The 17693-nt window shown below is 71.5% G+C and carries 17 protein-coding genes; 7 read left to right on the top strand and 10 right to left on the bottom strand.

Annotated features, from left to right (window positions below; genetic code table 11):
* Positions 1 to 39: 39 nt before the first annotated feature.
* Entirely contained in the window at positions 40 to 783 is a 744-nt protein-coding gene (locus OG223_RS45400) for an NUDIX domain-containing protein (RefSeq protein ID WP_329262430.1), read from the bottom strand.
* A gap of 26 nt (positions 784 to 809) precedes the next feature.
* Positions 810 to 2273: an MFS transporter gene (locus OG223_RS45395; RefSeq protein ID WP_329262428.1), complete on the bottom strand. Its 1464-nt coding sequence runs from the start codon at positions 2271 to 2273 to the stop codon at positions 810 to 812.
* A gap of 147 nt (positions 2274 to 2420) precedes the next feature.
* On the opposite strand from OG223_RS45395, the gene OG223_RS45390 reads away from it, so the two are divergent.
* Complete coding sequence (locus OG223_RS45390; RefSeq protein ID WP_329262424.1) at positions 2421 to 2999, top strand: TetR/AcrR family transcriptional regulator; 579 nt, start codon at positions 2421 to 2423, stop codon at positions 2997 to 2999.
* 8 nt (positions 3000 to 3007) lie between these two features.
* Here OG223_RS45390 and OG223_RS45385 read toward each other — a convergent pair whose 3' ends face one another.
* The 3 genes from OG223_RS45385 to OG223_RS45375 are packed head-to-tail and all read right to left on the bottom strand — an operon-like array spanning position 3008 to position 6719.
* A complete protein-coding gene (locus tag OG223_RS45385; RefSeq protein WP_329262421.1) occupies positions 3008 to 4078 on the bottom strand; it encodes a maleylacetate reductase in 1071 nt (356 codons plus the stop codon).
* Positions 4075 to 4932 carry an intradiol ring-cleavage dioxygenase gene (locus tag OG223_RS45380; protein WP_329262418.1) on the bottom strand — a complete coding sequence of 286 codons (858 nt, stop codon included), beginning with the start codon at positions 4930 to 4932 and terminating at the stop codon, positions 4075 to 4077. Before OG223_RS45380 ends, OG223_RS45385 begins: the two co-directional genes overlap by 4 nt.
* A 41-nt stretch (positions 4933 to 4973) precedes the next feature.
* Positions 4974 to 6719 (bottom strand): FAD-dependent oxidoreductase, encoded by a 1746-nt coding sequence (locus tag OG223_RS45375; protein ID WP_329262416.1) that lies wholly within the window; start codon positions 6717 to 6719, stop codon positions 4974 to 4976.
* Between the two features lie 172 nt (positions 6720 to 6891).
* On the opposite strand from OG223_RS45375, the gene OG223_RS45370 reads away from it, so the two are divergent.
* A complete protein-coding gene (locus OG223_RS45370; protein ID WP_329262414.1) occupies positions 6892 to 8586 on the top strand; it encodes a helix-turn-helix domain-containing protein in 1695 nt (564 codons plus the stop codon).
* Positions 8587 to 8589: 3 nt separating this feature from the next.
* Here OG223_RS45370 and OG223_RS45365 read toward each other — a convergent pair whose 3' ends face one another.
* On the bottom strand, positions 8590 to 9102 hold the full coding sequence (locus OG223_RS45365; RefSeq protein ID WP_329262412.1) for a hypothetical protein: 513 nt from the start codon (positions 9100 to 9102) through the stop codon (positions 8590 to 8592).
* Positions 9103 to 9225: 123 nt separating this feature from the next.
* Between OG223_RS45365 and OG223_RS45360 the strand changes: the two genes are divergently transcribed.
* A complete protein-coding gene (locus OG223_RS45360; protein WP_329262410.1) occupies positions 9226 to 9570 on the top strand; it encodes a cupin domain-containing protein in 345 nt (114 codons plus the stop codon).
* A 6-nt stretch (positions 9571 to 9576) separates the two neighbouring features.
* On the opposite strand, the gene OG223_RS45355 is transcribed toward OG223_RS45360, so the two are convergent.
* Complete coding sequence (locus tag OG223_RS45355) at positions 9577 to 10608, bottom strand: LacI family DNA-binding transcriptional regulator (RefSeq protein ID WP_329262408.1); 1032 nt, start codon at positions 10606 to 10608, stop codon at positions 9577 to 9579.
* Positions 10609 to 10715: 107 nt separating this feature from the next.
* On the opposite strand from OG223_RS45355, the gene OG223_RS45350 reads away from it, so the two are divergent.
* The 4 genes from OG223_RS45350 to OG223_RS45335 are packed head-to-tail and all read left to right on the top strand — an operon-like array spanning position 10716 to position 14740.
* Positions 10716 to 11891 carry a phytanoyl-CoA dioxygenase family protein gene (locus OG223_RS45350; RefSeq protein WP_329262406.1) on the top strand — a complete coding sequence of 392 codons (1176 nt, stop codon included), beginning with the start codon at positions 10716 to 10718 and terminating at the stop codon, positions 11889 to 11891.
* Between the two features lie 8 nt (positions 11892 to 11899).
* Positions 11900 to 12667 carry an SDR family oxidoreductase gene (locus tag OG223_RS45345; RefSeq protein WP_329262404.1) on the top strand — a complete coding sequence of 256 codons (768 nt, stop codon included), beginning with the start codon at positions 11900 to 11902 and terminating at the stop codon, positions 12665 to 12667.
* A gap of 49 nt (positions 12668 to 12716) precedes the next feature.
* Entirely contained in the window at positions 12717 to 13721 is a 1005-nt protein-coding gene (locus OG223_RS45340; protein WP_329262401.1) for a Gfo/Idh/MocA family protein, read from the top strand.
* Entirely contained in the window at positions 13718 to 14740 is a 1023-nt protein-coding gene (locus OG223_RS45335; RefSeq protein WP_329262398.1) for a Gfo/Idh/MocA family protein, read from the top strand. Before OG223_RS45340 ends, OG223_RS45335 begins: the two co-directional genes overlap by 4 nt.
* 72 nt (positions 14741 to 14812) lie before the next feature.
* Here the strand turns inward: OG223_RS45335 and OG223_RS45330 are convergent, their stop codons facing one another.
* Genes OG223_RS45330 through OG223_RS45320 form a run of 3 tightly spaced genes read right to left on the bottom strand, consistent with a single transcriptional unit; the run spans position 14813 to position 17691 of the window.
* Complete coding sequence (locus OG223_RS45330; RefSeq protein ID WP_329265821.1) at positions 14813 to 15832, bottom strand: Gfo/Idh/MocA family protein; 1020 nt, start codon at positions 15830 to 15832, stop codon at positions 14813 to 14815.
* A 34-nt stretch (positions 15833 to 15866) separates the two neighbouring features.
* Positions 15867 to 16775, bottom strand: a complete 909-nt coding sequence (locus OG223_RS45325; RefSeq protein WP_329262396.1) for a sugar phosphate isomerase/epimerase family protein — start codon at positions 16773 to 16775, stop codon at positions 15867 to 15869.
* 1 nt (position 16776) lies between these two features.
* Entirely contained in the window at positions 16777 to 17691 is a 915-nt protein-coding gene (locus tag OG223_RS45320; protein ID WP_329262393.1) for an ATP-binding cassette domain-containing protein, read from the bottom strand.
* Between the last annotated feature and the right edge of the window lie 2 nt (positions 17692 to 17693).

Raw genomic sequence — 17693 nt, 5'->3', positions numbered from 1 at the left:
GTCTCATATCGAGACACCCGTGACGCCCGTTCCACGGCCTTACGACACCTCGTAGCGGCGGACGATCGGCTCCAGGTGGTCCGCGTGCGGGCCCACCAGGAGCGGGAGTCGGGCCGTCGAGTGGATCAGGGCGATGTCGTCCAGCTCCGGTTCGCGCCCCTGGGCCCGCTCCGCCGCCGCCATCGCCTCGAACCGCTCGCGCAGCCTGGCCGCCGGGAGGGACGGGGCGCGGAAGAGAACGCCGATGCTGCCGTTTCCGCTGCGGGTGACGTTCCAGAGGGTGAGCTCGTCGGCCGGGGTGTCGACGCCGGTCTCCTCGATCAACTCCCGTGCGGCGTGGCGGTGCAGGGCCCTCGTGTCGAGCGGTTCGTCGCCCTCGGGCGGTTCGAGCGAGCCGCCCGGCAACTGCCAACGCCCGGGGGCCGCCGTCGAGTTCGACATCCGGCCCACCAATAGACGCCCGTCGTCGGCCGGTTGGAGGACGGCGACGAAGAACGACGGCAGCCACGAGGTCGAGAACGGGACGCGTCGCAGGGCAAAGTGCCGATACGTCGTCCTGACCCAGGAGACGGTCAGTTCGTCCGGTCCCTCCCGCCGCGTGCCCGCGCACACCAGGACCGGCCCGTCGAAGAAACTCGGGTTGTCCCGCACCAGGTCGTCCCACACCTGGTTCATCGCCACCCGCTCCTCGGGCGTGAGCCGAGGAGCGGCGGTTTCGACGAGCCGGAGCCGGTGGACGTCCAGGAGTTCGGCGCGGAGGGCCCGCGCGCTCTCTTCGATCATCGGTTCATGCTGGCACACCGGGTACGTCAGTTCAGGGCGCCGGGAGCCATCACCGACGCTTCCTCCTCCGCCTTCAGGAGCGCCGACTCGGAGCCGCCAACGGTCTTTCCTCCGCTACGGCCGGACCGGCGCGCCGGCACGAGGAGCGCGGCCAGCGCGGCGCCGAGGAGCAGCACCGCCAGCAGCGTGAATCCGTGGGTGTACCCGGAGTCGTAGGGCAGGCCGGATGCCTGGAGGTGGCCGGTGACCAGGACGCTGGTCACCGCGGCGCCGATCGAGCCGCCGATGGTGCGGATGTTGGCGTTCATGCCGGTCGCGGCGCCGGTCTGCTCGGGCGGGACGCTGCCGACGATGAGGTTGGCCATGGAGGCGAAGGCGAGTCCGATGCCGAGGCCGAAGATGCCCGCGACCAGGGCGATCTGCCACTGCTGGTCGTGCCAGAGGGCGAGGACGGCGCAGGCGAGCGCGCCGAGGGCGGCACCGGTGGTGAGCAGCGCCTTGGCGCCGAAGACGGGCTCCAGCCTGCCGCTGAGCACACCGGAGACGAACATCGCGATCAGCATCGGGAGCATGAGGAGTCCGGACGCGGTCACGCTGGCGCCGAAGCCGTAGCCGGCCGAGGAGGGGGTCTGGACGAAGCCGGGCAGGAAGGACCAGATCGCGTACATCCCGGCGCCGAACAGCAGCGCGGCGGTGTTGGTGGTCCACACGGACGGCAGTCGCATCACCTTGAGGTCGATGAGCGGGCTGCGGGAGCGGGCCTCCGAGAACAGCCAGGCCGCGAAGAGTACGACGGCCGCGGCGAACAGGCCGACGACCCGTACGGAGCCCCAGCCCCAGGTGCCGGCCTGGCTCAGCGGCAGGAGCAGGGCGACCAGCCAGCCGGAAAGGAGCGCGGCGCCCAGCCAGTTGACGCGTCCGTCGGCGCGGTTCGGCGACTCGGGGACGTAGCGCAGGGCGATGAGGGTGGTGACGGCGACGATGCCGACGGGGAACCAGAACAGCCAGCGGTAGTCGAGCGCGGACACGATGGGACCGGCGGCCACCATGCCGACGCCACCGCCCGCGGCGATCACGGCGGACAAGTTGCTGATGCTGCCGGGGACCCGGGACGCGTCGAACTCGTCCCGGATGATGCCGAAGGAGAGCGGGAACAGCGCGCCGCCGATGCCCTGGACGACCCGGGCGATGATCAGGACGCCGATGTTGGGCGCGAGCGCGGCGATCAGACAGCCGGCCAGCACCGCCACGAGGACGGCGACGAGGGTGCGCTTCTTGCCGACCAGGTCGCCGACGCGGCCGAGTATCGGGGTGAAGACCGAGGCGGACAGCAGATAGGCCGTCATGACCCAGGTCGCGGTGGACTGGGAGGTGTGCAGCGCGTGCTGGACGGTCGGCAGGGCCGGTGCGATCAGCGACTGCAGCATGGAGAACACGCCCGCACCGGTCGCGAGGACCGCGAAGGTGAGGCGGGTGGACTTGCGGGGCATGGAGAGCCTCTCCGAAAACAAGCGAACGGGGGTGCGCCCGCGCGGGCTTTACGGCGGAACGCGCCCACACTGCTAAAGTGGAGGTACCCCTCCACCATAGCGGAGGCACACCTCCGGTTCAACCGAGCCCGCCCCAGGGAGGCACCCGTGACGGCCCAGCCGTTCCCCGTCAGCGAGATCGTCGCGGCCCAGAGACCGCACCGCAAGGACGCGGCCCGCAACTACGACGCCCTGCTGGCCGCCGCCCGAGAGGCCTTCGCGGAGCACGGCTCGGAGGCGTCCCTGGAGGACATCGCGCGCCGCGCGGGCGTCGGCATCGGCACGCTGTACCGCAACTTCCCGACCCGCCGGGCCCTCTTCGAGAGCGTCTACGCGGACGAGGTGAACGCGCTGTGCCAGGTCGCGCTGGCCGTCGCCGGCCAGGAGCCGTGGGAGGCGCTGACGTCGTGGCTGAACCGTTTCGCGGGCTACATGGTGACCAAGCAGGCGGTGCGCGAAGCGCTGGACAACGACTCGGAGATCTTCGGCACCTGCCGCGAGTCGATGTTCTCGGCGGGCGGCCCGCTGTTCGAGCGCGCACAGAAGGCGGGCGTGGCCCGCACGGACATGGACTTCGGTGATCTGCTGCGCCTGGTCGCCGGCATCACCGGGACGAAGTTCGTGGACGACGCCCAGCGCGACCGCGTCCTGGCCATCGCGCTGGACGGCGTCCGCACGAACCACTGACGGACCGTTTACGCAGGGGGCGTTCCCTCGAACGCCGCCCGCAACAGCGCGCGTACGCCCTCCTCGGTGACCGGCCGGGGGTTGGCGTACGCCTGGCTCACCGCCTGCGCGGCCGCCGTCGTCAAGTCGCCCTCCTTCAGGCCGAGTTCGGCGAGCGAACGCGGGGCGCCGAGCCGCCCGGCCAACTCCCACAGGGCAGTTGGGGCATCCTCCGCGCCCAGCGCGCGGGCCACGGCGGCGACCGCTTCCGGTGCGGCGGGCGCGTTGTACGCCAGCGCGTACGGCAGCACCACCGTGTGCGTCTCCGCGTGCGGCAGGCCGAAGGTGCCGCCGAGGACATGGCACAGTTTGTGGTGCAGGCCCATGGTCGTGGCACCGAGGCAGGTCCCGGACAGCCACGCCCCGTACAGGGCCCGACCACGCGCCTCCAACGACCTTGGCTCGGCGGCCAGTTGGGGCAGCGCGCCCGCCAGTGCCCGGACGCCCTCCTCCGCCATCAGGGCGATCAGGGGCGAGGTGTCCGGGGCGTACAGGGCTTCCACGGCGTGCGCGATCGCGTTGATACCGCTGGTCACCGTGAGCGGGACGGGCAGTTCCAGGGTGAGTTCGGGGTCGTAGACGACGCTGCGGGGCAGGACGGCGGGGTCGCGGCCGGTGCGTTTGGCGCCGTGTTCGGTGAGGCCCCAGACCGGGGTCATCTCGGAGCCGGAGTAGGTGGAGGGGACGGCGATCAGCGGGAGGCCGGTGCGCAGGGCGATCGCCTTGCCGAGGCCGACCGCCGAGCCGCCGCCGACCGCGACGCAGCCGTCGGCGCCCAGCGAGCGCGCCAACTCGACTGCCCGGTCGGCGACTTGGACCGGGACGTGCATCTTCGCCTCCGCGTGCACCCCGACGCACGCCTCCCCCAGCGAGTCGGCGACCGCCTGCGCGGTGTCGGCGCCGCGCGCACCGGAGAGCACCAACACCCGCCGCAGACCGAGCCGTTCGGCCTCACTGGCGGTCGCGGTCAGCGCGGCGCCGGGGCGGAACACGACCCGCATGGGCTGGGCGTCGTAGGCGAAGTCGAGGAAGTCCTTCACGCGCGGTCCAGTACGAGGTCGAAGCGGGCGTGGCGGAAGGGGTTCTCGATGCCGAACTCCCGTGCCAGGGACGGGTCGTCGGTCGGGGTGAAGTCCTCGACGAGGCTCTGCTTGACGGCGAAGACGGCGTCGGAGTCGAGGTAGTCGCTGCCCGCGACGAAGATGTGGGTGGTGACGGGGGTGTGGCCGTCCGCCGAGGCGATGAAGTGGATGTGGGCGGGGCGGTAGGGGTGGCGGTTGGTGGCTTTGAGGAGTTCGCCGACCGGGCCGTCCGTCGGGATGGGGTACGGGCTCGGTACGCAGGTGCGGAACCAGAAGCGGCCCTCGGCGTCCGTGGTGAACAACCCCCGTCCGTTGCCCGGGGGTTGGAGGTCCGGGCGCTGCACGTCGTAGAAGCCGTTGCCGTCGGCCTGCCACACGTCGAGGAGCGCGCCGGGGAGCGGGGTGCCGTCCCCGGAGACGATCCGGCCGCTGACCACGCACGGCTCGCCGCCGCCCACCAGGTCGATGTTCGCGCCGAGTTCGCGGACCGGCGACTCCGTCATGTGGAAGGGGCCGAGCACCGTCGACTCGGTGGAACCGGACGCCCGGTCACCGTTGATCGTCTCGACCAGCATCGACAGGCCGAGCACGTCCGACAGGAGGATGAACTCCTGCCGGGTGTCCGTGCACATCTTCCCGGTCTCCGTCAGGAAGCCGATCGCCCGCTCCCACTCCGCCTGAGTGAGGCGGGTCTCCCGCGCGAACGCGTGGAGGTGCCGGATCAGACCGGTCAGCAGTTCACGCAGGCGGGGATCGGCCGTCCCCTCCAGACTGGCGACGGCCTCGTCCGTGACGGTGACGTCAGTGGTCATTGCGGCTCCCTACCCTGTGCGAACTGCCCCTGTATGAAATGTCAGCCGTGCCCGAGGATGCGTCGCAGCGCGTCCGTGAGCAACTGTTCGGCGTTCTCGGCCGCGTCGGCGTGGCGGAAGGCGACATAGCCGTCGGGTCGTACGAGGAGCGCGCCCCCGTCGGACACCTCGCTCAGGCGGGCCCAGTCGCCGTACGGGTCGTCGTACTCCTGGCCGGGGCCGATCACGACCGTGGCGATGTCCAGGGGGTGCGCCTGCGCCGCGCGCACCCAGGCGTCGCCGCCGATGCCGGTGAGGAGGGCGAAGCGGCCCTTGCCGACCGTGTCGAGGGTCGAGACCGTGCGGGTACCCGAAGTGATCCAGGCGTGCGGGAGCTTGGCGCCGGGGCGGGAGCTGGGCTGGTGGTACAGCTCGGGGTCGCGGTCGAAGCCGGGGTCGGGCGTGCCGTCGGGGACGACCGCGGTCGAACTCTCGGCGGAATAGCGCTGGTTGAGGTCGACGCCGTGCGCGTTGAACTCGTAGACCTTGAAGGCGATCGCCTCGCGCAGCGCGGCCCGCTGCTTGGCCGCGTCCGCGGTGGCGTCCTTGCGGGCGTCGATGTTGGCCCACAACTGCTCGGGGGTCTGCGGGGAGAGCCCGTCGAGCGCCTCGAAGATCGGGGCGGTCTCGCCGATGGACTTGTTGGCGCGGGTGACGATCTGCTTGCCGACCGGCGCGCGTTCGGCGTCGTAGGTGTCGAGCAGCTTCGGCGTGGCGGTGCCGTCGAGGACCAGCTTGAGCTTCCAGGCCAGGTTGTAGGAGTCCTGGATCGAGGTGTTGGAGCCGAGGCCGTTGGACGGCGGGTGGCGGTGCACGGCGTCACCGGCGCACAGGACCCGCCCGTTGACGTAGGTCTCGGCGTACATCTCGTTGACCGTCCACGCCGAGGACGACTTGATGGTCACCGGGATGTCGTCGTCGCCGACCAACTGCCGTACGACGGACAGCGCGTACTCCTCGGTGAGGTCGGGGGCGCCGGCGCTCACGTCGTAGCCCCACACGATCAGCCACTCGTTCCAGGGTTTGACGCAGCGCACCAGTCCCGCGCCGATGCCGCCGACGGTGGCGCCGGGGGCAAGCACCCAGTAGAGGGTGGAGGGGCGGTGCGCGGTGTACTTGCTCAGGTCCGCGTCGAAGACGATGTTGATGCTGCCCGCGACCCCCATCTGGCCGCCCATCGGCAGCCCCGCGTCCTCGGCGATCCGGGAACGGCCGCCGTCGGCGCCGATCAGGTACTTGGCGCGGATCCGGTACTCGTCGCCGCGCAGCCGGTCCTCGACGGTGACCGTGACGCCGTCCTCGTCCTGGACGAAGGACTTGTAGACCGTGCTGAAGCGGACGTTGGAGCCGCGTGCGAGCGCCGCGTCGACGAGCACCGGTTCCATCAGGTGCTGGGGCATGTCGCACATGCGGGTCGGGCTGGCCAGGTCGTGGGCGGCCTGCACGAGCGGCTCGTTGCCCCAGGAGCGGATCCGGCCCAGCTCCTCGCCGGCCAGGCTGGTGCAGAACGTGGTGTCGCCCATCAAGTTCTGCGGTGTCGCCTGGGCCAGCACCTCGCCCTCGACGCCGAGGTCGCGCAGGACCTCCATGGTGCGCTGGTTGGTGATGTGCGCGCGGGGCGTCCTGGTGAGGCGCGAGTAGCGCGTGACGACGATGTTGGGGACGCCGTAGGTGCTCAGCGCCAGCGCGGCGGAGGCGCCGGCCGGGCCGCTGCCCACGATCAGTACGTCGGTCTCGACAACGTGCACGGCGGGACACTCCAGGGGTGAGGCAGGGGTGCGACGGAGGTGAGGCAGAGGTGAGAAAGGCACCGACTCTTCACGATCATGATGCGGGCCGGACACGTGCGGGTGTCTCATTACGAGACAGTTACAGCCCCGCGGCGGCCGCTGCCACGGGCCAGATACGGTGAGAGGCGTCATGACCACCGTGGAGCAGTCCCCCGCCCTCGCCCCGCTGCGCCAGGCGCGCGAGCGGTTCCTGAGCGGCCGCCCGTTGCCCGACGACGTCCCGGACGAGGTCCTCGCGGCCTGGCGCCGCGCCCGCTTCTTCGGCGTACGGCACGACCTCGATGGACCGGTCCACGAACCCGAACTCCCCGCGGAATCGCCCCTGTTGGAGGCTGCGCGGCCGGTGCTGGAGCGCATCGCGCCGGTACTCGGCCGCTCGGGGCTGCTCCTGACCGACGAGCGGCTGCGGGTGCTGTGGACCACGGGCGAGGTCCCCGGCGACGACCGCTGCCGGGATCTGTCCGAGCGGGAGGTGGGCCACAACAGCGCGGCCCTCGCCCTGCGCACCCGGCGCCGGGCCGAGGTACACGGCCCCGAGCACTTCCTCGACGTGTGGCAGGACGTGTCCGCGGTCAGCGTGCCCCTGCTCGCCCCGGATTCCGGGCAGTTGCTGGGCACGGTGACCGTCGCGTCCGGCCTGTGCGCCGGCTGCGGCCCGCATCCCGGGGCCGCCCTCGCCGAGGCGGCGGCCACGGCGGTGGAGGCGGAACTGCTGGCCCGCTCCCGCACCGCCGAACGGGTGCTCCTCGACGCCTACACCCGGGCCGCCCACGGCCCGGACCGCGCGGTCGTCGCCCTCGACGGCCGCAACCGCCTGATCAGCGAGGCCGCCGTCCGCCTCGCCACACCCCAGGTACTGGCCGCCCTGGAACACGCGAGCACGAGCGAGGAGCCGTACGACGTGACGCTCCCCGCCGACGCCGGGTGCACCGTCGGGATCACTCCCGTACGGCACGAGGGCCGCGTCCTCGGGATCGTCGCCGTGCTGGAAGCGCGCGCCGCCGGGGTGCCGCGGCTCGATCCGCGCCCCGCGCTGGCGCTCGCGGGCGGTTCGGTGCCCTGGCGGCACGCGGTCGCCAGGGCGGTGGAGCTGGCCCGGGTCCACGAGCCCCTGCTGCTGACCGGCGAACGCGGGAGCGGCAAGACCGCGCTGGCCCGTGAACTGCTCGGCGGGAGAGTGCCGTTGGTCGCCGACGCCGCCGAGTCGCCGGAACTCGGCGTGAAGTACAGCGAGTTGGCCGACGGCCGCCCACTGCTCCTGCGGCACGCCGAACGGCTCGCCCAGCCGGACGTCGCCGCGCTCAACTCCCTGCTCGACGAACACCCCGACGTCCATCTGCTGGTCACCTACACCCCCGGTACGCCTCCGGGCCCGTGCTTCCAGCGGTTGCTGGACACCTTGGCGGCCCGGTCGGTGACGCTGCCCGCGCTGCGTGAACGCCCGGAGGACGTACGGGAGTTGCTGCCGGTCCTGGCGCCCCGGCCGGTGCCGGGCCAGCCTCCGCTGACCTGGACCCTGGACGCGTTGCGCGCCCTGGAGGAGCATCCCTGGCCGGGGAACGTCACCGAACTCGCCCATGTGGTGCGGGCGTTGGCGGAACACCGGCGGGTCACCGGCCCGGTGCGGCGGGCCGAGCTGCCCGATCCCGTCCGGGAGGGTCCCGCGGCCCGGCGACTCAGCCCGATGGAGCACGCCGAACGCACCGCGATCCTGGCCGCGTTGCGCCGGCACGGCGGCAACAAGGCGCGGGCAGCGGCTGCGTTGGGGATCGGCCGGGCGACGCTGTACCGCAAGCTGCGCGGTTACCAGAGCGGACACGGCTGAGCCCTATTTGATCAGGGCGTTCGCGACGACCACGACCACCCCGAGCAGCGCGTCCAGCGCCCCGATGACGACGGCCGCCATCCAGCCGCGTGCCGACCAGCGGGCCGTGACCAGACCCAGGCAGAACAGCAGCGCGATGTTGAGGACGAAGGCCGCGTACTCGACGCCGTTCGCGGGCCACCAGCCCCAGCCGGCCCCGGCGAGCAGCAGCACGGTGGGCAGCGCGGCGGCGACCAGCGGCCACTCGTCGCGCAGGGTGCGCAGGGCGTCCCAGCGGCGGTGCGGGGCGCGCTCGGCGATGTAGTGGGCGTACCCGTGGGCCAGCGCCGAGGCGGCCGCGGTCACCAGCAGCCACAGGGCGTCGTAGCGTCGGCTGCCCTTGGAGGTGTGCCCGTACTGGGTGAGCGCGGCGACCATCGAGCAGGCCAGGACGGCGCCGTAGACGCCCCCGAAGAGGATGTTCTCGCGGGTTTCATGCGGGTGCGGCTCGGGGACGGCCGCCGTGGTCTGCGCCATGCCCTCCACGATCGCCCGGCCCCACCCGGGCCGCCACTCCGCGACGAAGTGTCCTCCCACCTGCGCCGATACCCCACACAGTGTCCACGTCCTGATCACTCACGCGCGGGCTAGGGTCGCCGTATGACGCACAGTTTCGTTGTCCGCATCCCCGACGCCGAGCTCGAAGCCGAGCCGCTCGACCCGGCGCAGATCGTCTCCGGTACGCCCGAGGTCACCGGGAAGGTCGTGTGGGAGTCCGAGGACGGGCGGCAGGTCCGGGGGATCTGGCAGATCACGCCGGGCGTGGTCACCGACACCGAGGCGGACGAGCTGTTCGTCGTGATCAGCGGTTCGGCGACCATCGAGGTCGAGGGCGGGGAGACGCTGACGGTCGGTCCCGGGGACATGGCCGTGCTGCGCGAGGGCGACCGTACGACGTGGACGGTGCACGAGACGCTGCGCAAGGCGTACGCCATCAATCTGTGAACCGACTCAACGCGTGGGCGCCATAGGCAAGTTGTAGGGCGTGACGACCTGGATCGCGGACGGCAGGGTCGGGCCCGCGGGCGGCAGCGCGTCGTGTGCGCGCATGACGATGCGGCAGGCCTCGCGGACGTCCTGGCGCAGGTCGTGGTGGAGGACGGCGGACAGTTGCTGCTCGTGCAGCAGTCGGGTGTTGTCGTGGTCGAGGTCGTGCGCGACGAACACGGCGCACTCGCGGCCCAGGTCCGCGAAGGCGCGGAGGGTCGCAATGTTGCCGCCGCCGATCGAGTAGACCGCGCGGATGTCCGGGTCGCGCTTCAGGGCGGCCCGGACGAGCTCGTACTGGGTGGCGTCCAGGCCGTGACCCTCGGTGATCTCGACGAGGGCCCGTTCCGGGTAGCGGGCGCGCATGGTGCTGCGGAAGCCCATCTCGCGTTCTTCCTCGTTGCGGAAGAAACCGCTGCTCAGGCTGGTGAGGACGTTGCCGGGGCGGTCGCCGAGCCACTGGCCCATCAGGTAGGCGGCCGTCGCGCCCGCCGCCCGGTTGTCGATGCCGACGTAGGCCAGCCGGGCGCTCGCGGGCAGGTCGGTGACCAGGGTGACGACCGGGATCCCGGCGGCGACGAGCCGGCCCACGGCCGCGGTGATCTCGGGGACGTCCGGCGCCTTGAGGATGACGCCCTGCGAGCCGCGCCGCACGATCCTGTCCAGGGTCCCGACCAGCTCCTTCACCGGCGCGGTCTCCCGGAAGTGGAAGCGGGAGCGCACGACGGCCGGGTGCAGGTCGGGCAGCTCGGCCTCCAATGCCACCCGTACGGCGGTGGAGAACCGCTCCGGCGTCTGCATCACGATGTCGATCATGAACGTCCGGCCGACGAGCCTGACCTGGGTGCGCTGCCGGTCGAGATCGGCGATGGCCTGGCGCACCTCACGCTCGGTGCTCTCCCGCACACCGCCCCTGCCGTTCAGAACCCGGTCCACGGTGGCCTCGCTGAGACCCGCCTGACGTGCGATTTCGCGGATCGGGAAGGGGTGGCCCACCGGTCGTCTCCTTGAGGGGTTTTTGATGGCTTGCTGCTGGTTGTTCGAAGGGTTTGTACTGACAAGAATGACAGGACCGCACCGCTCCGTGACCCGAGGGGACGACGATGTCCTTCACATCAGCAGAACGCCGCGCCTGGCTCACCGAGCAGGACTGCGACCTCGACGCCTTCCGCGCGCTGGTCGAGCAGCCGACCGACCTGGCCGGCTTCCCCTACGCGTCCTCGGTCGAGCGGAACGTCCTCGTCTACGACAGCGAGCGGCTCCGTAAGTCCCTGGCGGCCGGCGAGCGCCGCGAGGTGCAGGCCGAGCTGGTGCGGGCGTTCGCCGAGGGCCCCGGCATCGTGGTCCTTCAGGGTGCCTTCCCGGACGCGGCGGTGGTGGACCGTGCGACCGAGGTGTTCGAGGCCCTGATCGCCGAGCAGCGCGCGTCGGGCGCGGGCGCCGGGGACCACTTCGCGAAGCCGGGGGCCAACGACCGGGTGTGGAACGCGCTGGAGAAGGCCGCGCTCTACGACCCGGAGGCGTTCGCCGACTACTACGCGAACGACATGCTGGCGCTGGTGTCGGTCGCCTGGCTCGGCCCCGGTTACCAGGTCACCTCGCAGATCAACGTGGTCCACCCGGGCGGCGCCGCGCAGACCGTGCACCGCGACTACCACCTCGGGTTCCTCACGAACGAGGTCGCCGCGGACTACCCGACGCACGTGCACCGGCTCTCCCCCGTGCTCACGCTCCAAGGCGCGGTCGCGCACTGCGACATGCCGGTCGAGTCGGGGCCGACGATGTACCTGCCGCACTCGCAGAAGTTCGAGCCGGGCTATCTGGCGTGGCGACTCCCGGAATTCCAGGCCTACTTCGAGTCCCACTACATCCAACTCCCGCTCGCCAAGGGCGATGCCGCGTTCTTCAACCCCGCGCTGTTCCACGCGGCCGGCACCAACCGCACGGCGGACGTCCGGCGCATGGCCAACCTGCTCCAGGTGTCGTCCGCGTTCGGGCGAGCGATGGAGACGGTGGACCGCGAGGCCGTCACCAACGCGGTGTTCCCGGTCCTGCTCCGGCGCAAGGCCGAGGGCGTGGGCGAGGAGTGGCTCGACACGGTCGTCGCGGCCAGTGCCGAGGGCTACGCCTTCCCCACCAACCTCGACAACGACCCGCCGGTGGAAGGTCTGGCCCCGCCCTCGCAGGCCGACGTCGTTCGGCGCGCGGTGCGTGAGGGCTGGGACCCCCAGGCACTCCGCGGTGAGCTGCGCGCCGGTGCCGAGCGGCACGAGAGCTGAGGGATCTCATGGGGCTTCGACTTCTCGAAGGCAAGATCGTCCTCGTCAACGGCGGCAGCCAGGGCGTGGGCGCCGCGATCGTGCGGGCGGCGGTGCGCGAGGGCGCGACCGTCGTCTTCACCGGCCGGCGTGCCGAGGTGGGCGAGAAGCTCGCCGCGGACACCGGCGCCCGCTTCGTGCGGGCGGACCTCGCCGATCCGGCCCAGGCGCGCGACAGCGTCGTACAGGCCGTCGAGACCCACGGCCGCGTCGACTGCCTCGTCAACGCGGCAGGGCTGACCTCACGCGGCTCACTGCTCGACACCACACCCGAACTGTTCGACCAGCACATGGCGATCAACCTCAAGGCCCCGTTCTTCGCCATGCAGGCGGCCGTCGCCGACATGACCGCCCGCAAGGCACCGGGCACGATCGTCAACATCGGCTCCAACTGCGCCCACGGCGGCCCGCCCCACCTCGCCCCCTACTCCACCGCCAAGGCCGGCCTGGCGGGCCTGACCCGCAACGCGGCGCACGCCCACCGCTTCGACCGGATCCGCATCAACACCATCAACATCGGCTGGACCGACACCGAGGGCGAGGACGCCACCCAGCGCGCCTTCCACGGCGCCGGGGACGACTGGCGCGAGCAGGCCGCCGCCCGTCAGCCGATGGGCAAGCTCGGCCAGCCGGACGAGATCGCCGACTTCGTGGTGTTCCTGCTGTCCGAGCGGTCCGGGGTGGTCACCGGTTCGGTGATCGACTGGGACCAGAACGTCCTGGGCGCCCTCGACTGACCTTCACCACCGGCAACACACCCGCACCCAGAAGAAAGCAAGTGTCCTCATGCGCATCGGAATCCTCGGCCTCGGCCGCATCGGCGCCTTCCACGCCGAGACCCTCTCCGGACTCGACGTCGTCGAGTCCCTCGTCGTGGCCGACCCGTTCGCGGAGGCCGCGAAGAAGGCCGCCGAGCGGTTCGGCGCCGAGGTCGCGGACTCCCCCGAGGCCGTGCTGGCCGCCGGGGTCGACGGTGTCGTGGTGGCCGCGGCGACCGACGCCCACCCGGGCCTGATCCTGGCCGCCGTCGAGGCGGGCATCCCCGTCTTCTGCGAGAAGCCCGTCGCCAAGACGATGGCCGAGGGCGTCCAGGTCCTCAAGGCCGTCGAGGGCAGCAGCGTGCCGATCCAGATCGGCTACAACCGCCGCTTCGACGCCGGCTTCGTCGCCGCGCGCGCCGCCGTGCAGTCCGGCGAACTGGGCAAGCTGCACACCGTGCGCTCCACCACGCTGGACCCGGCGCCGCCGCCCGCCGCGTACATCGCCGCGTCCGGGGGCATCTTCCGCGACTGCTCCGTGCACGACTTCGACATCATCCGCTGGGTCACCGGCCGTGAGGTCGTCGAGGTGTACGCGGTCGGCGGCAACCGGGGCGCCGAGTACATCAAGGAGGCGGGCGACGCCGACACCACCGGCGCGATCCTCACCCTGGACGACGGCACCATCGCGGTGGTCTCCAACTCCCGCCACAACGCCCGGGGTTACGACGTCCGCATGGAGATCCACGGCTTCACGGACTCCATCGCGGTGGGCCTGGAGGACAAGCTGCCGCTGCGCTCCGTGGAGCCCGGCGTGACCTTCCCGGCGGGTGTCCCGCACGACTTCTTCATGGACCGCTTCACCGCCGCCTACCGCGCCGAACTCACCGCGTTCACCGAGGTCGTGGCCGGCACCCGCACCTCCCCCTGCACGGTCGCCGACGCGCTGGAGGCCGGCTGGATCGCGGACGCCTGCACCCTGTCGCTGCACGAGCACCGCCCCGTCACCATCCAGGAGGTACGCGAAGCATGAGCGGTCCGGGCCGGGAACCACTGCGCATCGGAGTACTGGGAGCGGCTCGGATCACCGAGCAGTCCCTGATCGGTCCCGCCCGGACGACCGGCCACCGCCTTGTCGCCGTGGCCGCGCGGGACCGGTCCAGGGCGGAGGCGTACGCCGCCGCGCACCGCGTCGAGCGGGTCGCGGACTCGTACGCCGACCTGATCGCCGACCCCGAGGTGGAGGTCGTCTACAACCCGCTCGCCAACGGTCTGCACGGGCCGTGGAACCTCGCCGCGCTCGCGGCGGGCAAGCACGTCCTGTCGGAAAAGCCGTCGGCGAGCAACGCGGAGGAGGCGGTCGAGGTGAGGGAGGCCGCCGCCAAGGCCGGAACGGTCTTCATGGAGGCCTTCCACTACCTCTTCCACCCGGTCACCCGGCGTCTGCACGAGCTGCTGGCCTCCGGTGAACTCGGCGAGCTGCGGCACGTCGAGACGCTCGTCGCGATCCCGGCCCCGCCGGACACCGACCCGCGCTGGTCGCTGGACCTGGCCGGCGGCGCCGTGATGGACCTGGGCTGCTACAGCCTGCACGCCCAGCGCATGCTGGCCCCCTGGGCGGGCGGCGCGCCCCGACCGGTCTCGGCCCGCGGCGGCGAACACGCGGGCGCACCGGGCGTCGACGAGTGGCTGGACGCCGACCTCGCCTTCCCGAGCGGCGCCACGGGCTCCGCCCGCTGTCACATGGCGTACGACGAGCTGGTGATGAGCTGCCGGATCATCGGCAGCCGGGGCGAGGCGTTCGCGCCGAACTTCGTCCTCCCCCACCTGGACGACCGGGTGGTGGTCCGCACGACGGACGGCGAACGCACGGAGCGGCTGGGCCGACGGTCGTCGTACACCTATCAACTGGAGGCGTTCGCCGCCCGGTTGAGGGAGGGCGCGCCTCTTCCCATGGGTCCGGACGACGCGGTGGCGACGATGACACTGATCGACGAGGCCTACCGGGCGGCGGGATTCGCGCCGAGGCCGCGGGTGTCGGTGCTGCGGTAGACGCGGGACAGGTCGAAACAGCGACGCCCGGACGGTTTCGTCCGGGCGTTCCGCATGCTGCCGAGTGGCGGGCTAGCGATAGAAGTCGGGCCGCTCCACCAACTCGACCTCCACCCGCACACCCTCCTCCAACGCCCGTACCCCCGCCTCGCACACGGCCGCCGCCGCGTACCCGTCCCACACGCTCGGGCCGGTGACCTCGCCGCGCCGGGTGGCGTCGACCCAGGTCTGGATCTCGCGGTCGTAGGCGTCGGCGAAGCGTTCCACGAAGTCCTGGGCGATGGTGCCGCCCCAGCGGCCGGCCATGTTGGTGACCATGGCGTGGCCGTCGCCGATGCGGGCGGTGCCGCGTTCGCAGACGATCTCGGCCTGGACCTGGTAGCCGAAGCCGCAGTTGACGAACATCTCGACGTCGACGATCGCGCCGCCGTCGGTCTCGAAGACGACGAACTGCGGGTCCTGGAGGTCGTCCGGGGCGCTCGCCGAAGGGCGCGGGCGCAGCACCTGGACGGCCGTGATCTCGTGGCCGAGGAGCCAACGGGTCGCGTCGGTCTCGTGGGCCACGGAGTCGCTGATCAGCATGGAGCTGGTGAAGAAGGGCGGACTGGAGGCGTTGCGGTGCCGGTTGTGGAGCATGAGGGGTCGGCCCAACTGGCCTGTTTCCAGGAGGGACTTGAGCTTCATGTACTCGGCGTCGTAGCGCCGCATGAAGCCGACCTGGACCCGGCGGTGGCCGAGGCGCACCTCGGCCTCCAGGACGCGCAGCGCCGAAGCCGCGTCGGGGGTGAGCGGCTTCTCGCACAGGACCGGGAGGTCGTGCTCGAAGGCAGTCAGCAGGGCCGCCTCGTGGGCGGGGCCCGGTGAGGCGATCAGTACCGCGTCGACGTCGGCCGCCGCCATCGCGGCCGCCGGGTCGGTGTACGCGGTGCAGCCGTCGACCCCGGACGCGATCCGTTTGGCGCGCTCGGCGTCGACGTCCACGACGGCGGTCACCCGGGCTCCGTTGACCACGTCCTCGATGCGGCGGACGTGGTCCGCCCCCATCTTTCCGGTTCCGACGACTGCCACTCCGAGCGGGTCGCGCGGGTTCATGGCCATCGGCCGTCCTTTCAAGTCGTCAGGGTCGTCAAGCGCCGCAGGAGCGGAGGAACTTGCGGGTGCGTTCCGCGATGGGGAGTGGCTTGTCCGGGTCGCACGGGTACATGTCCTGCTCGACGATCGCGAACAGCTCCACGCCGAGACGCTGCGCCGCGACCAGCACCGGCTCCAACTCCGGTACGCCGGACGGCGGTTCGCACATCACTCCGCGCTGCACGGCCGGTCCGAACGGCACCTCGTTCCTGACGACGTCGGCGAGGATCTCCGGGTCGACCTGCTTGAGGTGCAGATAGCCGATGCGCTCGCCGTACGTCTCGATCAGCTTGACGCTGTCGCCGCCGCAGTAGGCGTAATGCCCGGTGTCCAGGCAGAGGTTGACGAGTTCGGAGTCGGTCGAGTCCAGGAAGTACTCGACGTGGTCCTCGGTGTCGAGGTGGGTGTCGGCGTGCGGGTGGACGACGATGTCGAGTCCGTACGCCTCCTTGACCTCGTGCCCGAGGCGTTCCATGCCCTTGGTGAGGTGCGCCCACTGCTCGCCGGTCAGCTCCGGCGGCTCCAGGATCTCGGCGGTCTTGTCGTCCCGCCAGAAGGAGGGGATGACGACCAGGTGCTCGGCGCCCATCGCCTGGGTGAGCGCGGCCACTTGGCTCACGTGCTCCCAGGTGGCGTCCCAGACGGAGGGGCCGCGGTGCAGGCCGGTGAAGACCGTGCCCGCGGAGACCTTCAGGTCACGCCGGGCGATCTCGTCCGTGAGCCGGGCCGGGTCGGTCGGCAGATAGCCGTACGGGCCCAGTTCGATCCAGGGGTAGCCGGCCTGCGCGACCTCGTCCAAGAACCGCTGCCACGGCACCTGTTGGGGGTCGTCCGGGAACCACACCCCCCAGGAGTCGGGAGCGGATCCGACCCGGATGCGATCCAGGAAGGGACGGTCCGACATGTCAGACGGTCCCTTCGGGAGACGCGGACACCGGGGCCTTGAGGGCCTTCTCGTCGGGGAGTTCTTCGACGTCGACGCCACGCACCTGGGACAACTCGTGCTTCAGTGCGGCGAGTTCGGTGCCGCCGGCCATGTGGTTGGTGAGTTCTTCCAGGGTGATCTCGCTGCGTTCGGCGGAGAGTTCCATGGTGCCCAGGCGCAGGACGCTGAAGTGGTCGCCGACCATGTAGGCGTGGTGCGGGTTGTGGGTGATGAAGATGACCCCGAGACCGCGCTCCCGCGCCGCCGCCACGTACTTCAGCACCACACCGGACTGCTTGACACCCAGCGCCGCGGTCGGCTCGTCGAGGATGAGGACGCGGGCGCCGAAGTAGACGGCGCGGGCGATGGCGACGCACTGGCGCTGCCCGCCGGAGAGGGTGCCGATGGGCTGTTCCAGGTTGTCCAGGACGATGCCCATGTTGCGGAGTTCCTCGTCCGCGGTCTTCTTCATCCGCTCGATGTCCAGGCGGCGCAACGGCCAGGGGCCCTTGGTCATCTCCGAGCCGAGGAAGAAGTTGCGCCAGACCGGCATCAGCGGGACGACGGCCAGGTCCTGGTAGACGGTCGCGATACCCCGGTCCAGAGCCTGGCGGGGGGTGGTGAAGTGCACCGGCCCGCCGTCGACGAGGAACTCGCCCTCGGTGTGCTGGTGCAGCCCCGAGATGATTTTGATCAGGGTCGACTTGCCCGCGCCGTTGTCGCCCAGCACGCAGGTGACCTGGCCGGGGCGGACCGCGAGGTCGACGCCGTGCAGGGCGCGGACGTTGCCGTACGCCTTGCCCGCGTTGCGCAGTTGGACGATCGGCGCGTCCGCGTCGCTCGGCGCCGTGTCTTCGAGGATGGCGCCGTGAGTGCCGGATTCGTTGCTTGCCATGA

The sequence above is a fragment of the Streptomyces sp. NBC_01478 genome (genome assembly GCF_036227225.1).
Lineage (GTDB): Bacteria > Actinomycetota > Actinomycetes > Streptomycetales > Streptomycetaceae > Streptomyces.
Note: the sequence above shows the minus strand (reverse complement) of the source record. Positions and strands in the feature narration are given on the sequence as shown.

Coding starts and splice junctions, on each gene's coding strand:
- OG223_RS45400 (WP_329262430.1), bottom strand. CDS start 783: ATGATCGAAGAGAGCGCGCGGGCCCTCCGCGCCGAACTCCTGGACGTC.
- OG223_RS45395 (WP_329262428.1), bottom strand. CDS start 2,273: ATGCCCCGCAAGTCCACCCGCCTCACCTTCGCGGTCCTCGCGACCGGT.
- OG223_RS45380 (WP_329262418.1), bottom strand. CDS start 4,932: ATGACCACTGACGTCACCGTCACGGACGAGGCCGTCGCCAGTCTGGAG.
- OG223_RS45370 (WP_329262414.1), top strand. CDS start 6,892: ATGACCACCGTGGAGCAGTCCCCCGCCCTCGCCCCGCTGCGCCAGGCG.
- OG223_RS45365 (WP_329262412.1), bottom strand. CDS start 9,102: ATGGCGCAGACCACGGCGGCCGTCCCCGAGCCGCACCCGCATGAAACC.
- OG223_RS45360 (WP_329262410.1), top strand. CDS start 9,226: ATGACGCACAGTTTCGTTGTCCGCATCCCCGACGCCGAGCTCGAAGCC.
- OG223_RS45350 (WP_329262406.1), top strand. CDS start 10,716: ATGTCCTTCACATCAGCAGAACGCCGCGCCTGGCTCACCGAGCAGGAC.
- OG223_RS45345 (WP_329262404.1), top strand. CDS start 11,900: ATGGGGCTTCGACTTCTCGAAGGCAAGATCGTCCTCGTCAACGGCGGC.
- OG223_RS45340 (WP_329262401.1), top strand. CDS start 12,717: ATGCGCATCGGAATCCTCGGCCTCGGCCGCATCGGCGCCTTCCACGCC.
- OG223_RS45335 (WP_329262398.1), top strand. CDS start 13,718: ATGAGCGGTCCGGGCCGGGAACCACTGCGCATCGGAGTACTGGGAGCG.
- OG223_RS45330 (WP_329265821.1), bottom strand. CDS start 15,832: ATGAACCCGCGCGACCCGCTCGGAGTGGCAGTCGTCGGAACCGGAAAG.
- OG223_RS45325 (WP_329262396.1), bottom strand. CDS start 16,775: ATGTCGGACCGTCCCTTCCTGGATCGCATCCGGGTCGGATCCGCTCCC.
- OG223_RS45320 (WP_329262393.1), bottom strand. CDS start 17,691: ATGGCAAGCAACGAATCCGGCACTCACGGCGCCATCCTCGAAGACACG.